This is a genomic window from Streptomyces sp. NPDC046335 (assembly GCF_055587985.1).
The window spans coordinates 139699-145819 of record NZ_JBVJFF010000003.1 but is presented as its reverse complement, the minus strand read 5'-3'; the positions used below and the strand labels follow the sequence as shown (position 1 = coordinate 145819).

Here is a 6121-nt window from a genome sequence, read left to right as displayed (position 1 = left end):
CTTCGGCCGGCGATCAGCCGGCGGCCTCGTCAAGGACCGAGCGCCAGCGTCCCTGGGCGCGGTCGTAGTGCAGCGGTCCCACCGAGTACGCCGTCAGGTCGAGTCCGACGAGCCGCTCGTACGCCTCGGCGGGCAGGTCGGCCTCAAGGACGATGCTCAGCCCGCCCACCGGGTCCTGGAGCAGCAGCGGCCGCGCCTCGCGCGCCTCGCCGAGGGTGCCGGGAGCGGGCGACGCGGGGCGCGCCAGCTTCCGTACGAGCCCCTTGAACGTGGTGTACGCGTCCTTGACCGCCTCCGCGCCCAGACCGCTGAGGAACGCCTGTAGCGGCAGGGAGGCCAGGATCACCCAGGGGATGTCCGCGGCACCGCGGTGGTCGATGGCGCGGCGGATCCGGACGGGCGGTGAGCCGAGCCCGGCCAGCGCGGCGACGAGTTCCTCGGCGAGGCCGTCGGGGACCTCTGGGTCGAGGAGCAGTTCCGCTCGCAGGGGCACGTCGGTCATGGAGGCTGTTCCTTCCGGGGACGTGCACCGCAGCCTAGGGGCGTGAGCCGAGGGCCCGAAGGGAAACCGGTGATTCACCGGGGGACCGGTGCCTCGGCGAGGCGCACCGGGGCCGCCGCCCCTGCTCCCCGTGCGCCCTCGACGCGCCCCGCCGCGCCCCCTGTTCACGCGATGGTGCGATCATCGGCAACCACGCGGATGGTCCCGGAGAGCCCCGGGTAGGGCGGGGCCATGACGCAGCCGTTCGAACTGCCGCACTTCTACATGCCGTACCCGGCGAGGCTCAATCCCCACCTCGACGAGGCGCGCGCGCACTCCTCCCGGTGGGCGCGCGGCATGGGCATGCTGGAAGGGTCCGGCATCTGGGAGCAGAGCGACCTCGACGCGCACGACTACGGCCTGTTGTGCGCGTACACCCACCCCGACTGCGACGGCCCCGCGCTGTCACTGATCACCGACTGGTACGTGTGGGTCTTCTTCTTCGACGACCACTTCCTCGACATGTACAAACGCAGCCAGGACCGCCCGGCAGGCAAGGCCCACCTGGACCGCCTGCCCCTCTTCATGCCGATGGACCTCGCGACCCCGTTACCCGAACCGGAGAATCCGGTGGAGGCGGGCCTCGCCGACCTGTGGGCGCGCACGGTGCCCGCGATGTCCGCCGACTGGCGCCGCCGCTTCGCCGAGTCCACCGAGCACCTCCTCGACGAGTCCCTGTGGGAGCTGTCCAACATCAACGAAGGACGGATCGCCAACCCCGTCGAGTACATCGAGATGCGCCGCAAGGTGGGCGGCGCCCCCTGGTCGGCGGGGCTCGTGGAGTACGCGACCGCCGAGGTCCCGGCGGCCGTGGCGGGGAGCAGGCCGCTGCGGGTGCTGATGGAGACGTTCTCCGACGGCGTCCATCTGCGCAACGACCTCTTCTCGTACCAGCGCGAGGTCCACGACGAGGGCGAGCTGAGCAACGGCGTACTCGTCCTGGAGACCTTCTTCGGCTGTACGACGCAGGAGGCCGCCGACACGGTCAACGACATCCTCACCTCACGCCTGCACCAGTTCGAGCACACCGCCCTCACCGAAGTGCCCGCGCTCGCCCTGGAGAAGGGCCTCACGCCATCCGAGGTCGCCGCCGTGGCCGCGTACACGCGAGGGCTCCAGGACTGGCAGACCGGCGGCCACGCATGGCACCTGCGCTCCAGCCGGTACATGAACGAGGGCGCCCTCACCACCTCACCGCTCGCCGGGCCCACCGGCCTCGGCACCTCCGCCGCCGACATCCGTGCGCTGCTCGCCTCCGCGGGCGCGGAACGGTTCCGCGCCTACACGCACGTGCCGTTCCAGAAGGTGGGGCCCTCGCTGCTGCCCGACTTCCACATGCCGTTCCCGTTACGTCTCAACCCGCACCTGGACGCCGCCCGGCGGCACGTCACCACCTGGTCGCAACGCATGGGCATCCTCGCGGAGGGCGTCTGGGACGAGGACAAGCTCGACGCCTACGACCTTCCGCTGTGCGCCGCGGGCCTCGACCCGGACGGCACGCCCGAAGCCCTCGACCTCAGCTCCCAGTGGCTCGCCTGGGGCACCTACGGCGACGACTACTACCCGCTCGTCTTCGGCCACCGCCGTGACTTCGCCGCGGCGAAGATCTGCACCGAGCGCCTCGCCGGATGCATGCCGATCGGGGGCGAAGCCGTCACCGTCCCCGCGAACGGCATGGAGCGCGGCCTCACCGACCTGTGGCTGCGCACCACCAGGAACATGACCGCGCGGCAGCGCCGGACCGTCAAGGGCACCGTCGTCGTCATGACGGAGAGCTGGCTGTGGGAGCTCGCCAACCAGCTCCAGAACCGTATTCCCGACCCCGTCGACTACCTGGAGATGCGCCGCGCCACCTTCGGCTCCGAGCTCACCATGAGTCTGTGCCGCATGGGCCACGGCCCGTCGGTGCCGCCCCAGGTCTACCGCAGCGGCCCCGTCGGGTCGCTGGAGAACGCCGCCATGGACTACGCGATGCTCGTGAACGACGTCTTCTCGTACCAGAAGGAGATCGAGTACGAGGGCGAGATCCACAACGGCATCCTGGTCGTGCAGAACTTCTTCGGCTGCGACTACCCGACCGCGCTCGGCATCGTCCACGATCTGATGACCCAGCGCATGCGGCAGTTCCAGCACGTCGCCGAGCACGAGTTCCCCGTCCTGTACGAGGACTTCCATCTGTCGGCCGAGGCACGCGCCACCATGGACGGTTACGTCGTGGAGCTGCAGAACTGGCTGTCGGGCATCCTCAACTGGCACCGCGACTGCCGGAGGTACGGCGCCGAGGACCTGGCGAGGCGGGCCCACGGCTTCGTACCCGATCTGGCGCCGAAGGCCCCCTCACCGGCCGGTCTGACGTCACCCGTTCGTGAGGCGTCACCGCGGGGGTGCGCCGGGTAGGGCTGTGCGCGGAGGTCAGCCATGGAACACAGTGCGTTGCGGCCCAAGCCGATGCCGGGGCAGGAACATTCCGGCATGCCCAGGAGCCGGGGTGACGACCCCGGGCGAAGTCACGGCCACCGCCATGACGGGGTGAAGCGCCGCGGCAGGCGCCTGGCGGCCCTGCTCTCCGGGCTGGGCGCCGCCGTCCTCCTGGTGGTCTGCGGGGTCGGCATCGGCACCGTCGGCGCCACGGTCATCGGGGCGAGCAGGCTCGCGGAGATGCGGGAGGAGGCGGGGGCCGCCGTGGAGCGGGCCGGAATGACAGGTCCCGGCGGAGCGGCGGGGGAAGCCGTGGCGAAGGGCGCGGGAGCGGCGGACACCAGGGCCATGGGCGGCGCCGGACACCCGGCCGCCGACCGGGAGCGGGAGCCCACGCGGAACCCCCGGCCCCCGGCCCGCACCGCGACCCTCGGCATCGAAGCCGTGGACGCTCCGCGCGGCCCCGGCGCCCTCGTCGTCGGCTTGCACGTCCCGGGGCCCGGCCACACCGCGGGCCTCGCACGCGGAGACACCCTGCTCGCCCTCGGCCGGTCCCGCATCGACTCCGCGGCCGAACTGGCCGCCAGGGTCGCCGCCGCCCGGCCGGGCAGAGCGGTGACCCTGACGGTCCGCCATGCGACAGGGGGACAGCAGCTCATCCGGGTCAGGCCGGGCGTCGTGACCTGACCGGCGGGCTCCCCGGCCCTAGACGGCTGCCAGGACCGCGCACGACTCCCCGGGCAGCCGCAGCACGCCGTCCGCGCCCGGGGCCTCGACGGGCTCCCAGGCGGCGAGCACGCGCGCGTGGTTCCCGCCGAGCGGGATCGCGGCGGCCTCCTTGCCGAGGTTCAGGACGACCCGCAGATCACCGCGCCGGCACGCGAACCAGCGCGCCGCCTCGTCGTACGCGACCCGCACCGACGCCAGGTCCGGATCGGTCAGGTCACCACGGGCGGCCCGCAGCGCGATCAGCTCGCGATGCCAGGCCAGCAGGCGGGCGTGGTCGCCGCCGTCCGGCTCCGACCAGTCGAGGCACGACCGGTCCCGTGTCGCGGCGTCCTGCGGGTCGGGGATGTCCTCCTCCGCCCAGCCGTGCTCCGCGAACTCCCTGCGCCTGCCCCGGCGTACGGCCTCGGCCAGCTCGGGGTCGGTGTGGTCCGTGAAGAACTGCCACGGCGTCGACGCCCCCCACTCCTCACCCATGAACAGCATGGGCGTGAAGGGACTCGTGAGCGTGAGCGCCGCCGCGCAGGCGAGCAGCCCGGGGGTCAGGGAGGCGGAGAGCCGGTCTCCTTGCGCCCGGTTGCCGATCTGGTCGTGCGTCTGCGCGTAGCCCAGGAAGCGGTACGCGGGCGTCCGCGCCCGGTCCACGGGGCGGCCGTGCGCGCGCCCGCGGAACGACGAGTACGTCCCGTCGTGGAAGAAGCCACGCGTCAGCGTCTTGCCGAGCGCCGCGAGGGGGGCCCGCGCGAAGTCCGCGTAGTACCCCTGCCCCTCACCGGTCAGCGCGGTGTGCAGCGCATGGTGGAAGTCGTCGTTCCACTGGGCGTGCAGGCCCAGGCCGCCGCTCTCGCGCGGGGTGATGATCCGTGGGTCGCCGAGGTCCGACTCGGCGATCAGGGACAGCGGCCTGCCCAGCTCACCGGCCAACGCGTCGACCGCCGTGGACAGTTCCTCCAGGAAGTGGCACGCGCGCGTGTCCACGAGCGCGTGCACCGCGTCGAGCCGCAGCCCGTCGATCCGGTAGTCCCGCAGCCAGGCGAGCGCGCTGCCGGTCAGATACGCCCGCACCTCGTCCGAGCCCGGCGCGTCCAGGTTGACCGCCGCGCCCCACGGGGTCTGGTGGCTCTTCGTGAAGTACGGGCCGAAGGCGGGCAGGTGGTTGCCCGAGGGCCCGAGGTGGTTGTGGACCACGTCCAGGATCACGCCGAGTCCGTGCGCGTGCGCCGCGTCGACGAAACGCTTCAGCGCCTCGGGGCCGCCGTACGGCTCGTGCACCGCCCAGAGCGACACCCCGTCGTAGCCCCAGCCGTGGCGGCCGGGGAACGGGCAGAGCGGCATCAGCTCCACATGCGTGACGCCGAGCCGCGCGAGGTGCCCCAGACGCTCCGCCGCCGCGTCGAGCGTCCCCTCGCGCGTGAACGTGCCCACGTGCAGCTCGTACAGGACCGCGGCCCGCACCCCGCGTCCCGCCCACGGCGTCCGCCACGCGTACCTGTCGTGGTCGACGACCGCGCTCAGTCCGTCGGGGCCGTCAGGCTGCCGCCGCGAACGCGGGTCCGGCAGCGTCGGGCCGCCGTCCAGCGAGAACCCGTACCGCGTCCCGTCCGCCGCCTCGGCCTCGGCCGACCACCAGCCCGCGCGCCCGCGCACGCGTTCCATCGCCCGCCCGGCACCCGCGCAATCCAGCACGGCCCGCTCGGCCTCCGGCGCCCACACCTCGAACCTCACCGACGGTTCCCCCTCGTCCGCTGTCCGGCACACCTGTGTCCCATGGTGCGTCAGGAGCCCCTGCTCCGTGGGCCGAAGTGATCGATCGGCCGCCGCCCGACCCATTCTGGACACCCGGGGCGGCGTTGCCCGACAATCGGCAGGTGACATCCTCTTTCGAGTTCTCCACGTACCCCGCGCGGGTGACGGACGTCGAGCGCGACCGGGCGCTGGACGCACTCAAGGAGGGCGCGGCCTCGGGCCGACTCTCGCACGACACCTTCGTGCGGCGCATGGAGCGTGTCCTCGCCGCCAGCAGGCCCGACGAACTCGCCGCTCTCACCGCCGACCTGCGGACCGAGAAGCCGTGGGCGCGCAAGGTGCTGGGCGGCGTCGAGGCCGTCTCCGGATTCACCATGAAGCTGCGCAGGGCCTGGCAGTCCGAGCGTCTGCCCAAGCTGCTCCTGCCGGCCCCCGACACCTCGCGTCCCCTCCTCATAGGCAGGGAGCCGACCAACGGACTGCGGCTCAGCCACGACACGGTCTCCCGGGTCCACGCCGAGCTGCGCAGGCAGGGCGGCATGTGGGTGCTGCGCGACCTCGGCTCGACCAACGGCACCTCGGTCAACGGCCGCAGGGTGATCGGCGCCGCCGTCGTCCAGGACGGCGACCAGGTCAGCTTCGGGCAGATGAGCTTCCGGCTCGCGGTGGCCTGAGGGCAGCACGGGGCAC

At 72.8% G+C, this 6121-nt stretch carries 5 protein-coding genes; 3 read left to right on the top strand and 2 right to left on the bottom strand.

What is annotated here, in order from left to right; genetic code table 11:
* Positions 1 to 13 precede the first annotated feature (13 nt).
* Positions 14 to 502 (bottom strand): hypothetical protein, encoded by a 489-nt coding sequence (locus tag ACZ6JY_RS07600; protein WP_469193250.1) that lies wholly within the window; start codon positions 500 to 502, stop codon positions 14 to 16.
* 231 nt (positions 503 to 733) lie between these two features.
* On the opposite strand from ACZ6JY_RS07600, the gene cyc2 reads away from it, so the two are divergent.
* The gene (cyc2, locus tag ACZ6JY_RS07595) at positions 734 to 2938 is read left to right on the top strand and encodes a germacradienol/geosmin synthase Cyc2 (protein WP_469193248.1); all 2205 of its coding nucleotides are present in this window, start codon (positions 734 to 736) and stop codon (positions 2936 to 2938) included.
* Positions 2939 to 3013: 75 nt separating this feature from the next.
* Positions 3014 to 3646 (top strand): PDZ domain-containing protein, encoded by a 633-nt coding sequence (locus ACZ6JY_RS07590; protein ID WP_469193246.1) that lies wholly within the window; start codon positions 3014 to 3016, stop codon positions 3644 to 3646.
* Between the two features lie 18 nt (positions 3647 to 3664).
* Here the strand turns inward: ACZ6JY_RS07590 and treZ are convergent, their stop codons facing one another.
* Positions 3665 to 5410 carry a malto-oligosyltrehalose trehalohydrolase gene (treZ, locus tag ACZ6JY_RS07585; RefSeq protein ID WP_469193244.1) on the bottom strand — a complete coding sequence of 582 codons (1746 nt, stop codon included), beginning with the start codon at positions 5408 to 5410 and terminating at the stop codon, positions 3665 to 3667.
* A gap of 143 nt (positions 5411 to 5553) precedes the next feature.
* Between treZ and ACZ6JY_RS07580 the strand changes: the two genes are divergently transcribed.
* Positions 5554 to 6105, top strand: a complete 552-nt coding sequence (locus ACZ6JY_RS07580) for an FHA domain-containing protein (RefSeq protein WP_469193242.1) — start codon at positions 5554 to 5556, stop codon at positions 6103 to 6105.
* The last annotated feature ends 16 nt before the right edge of the window (positions 6106 to 6121 follow it).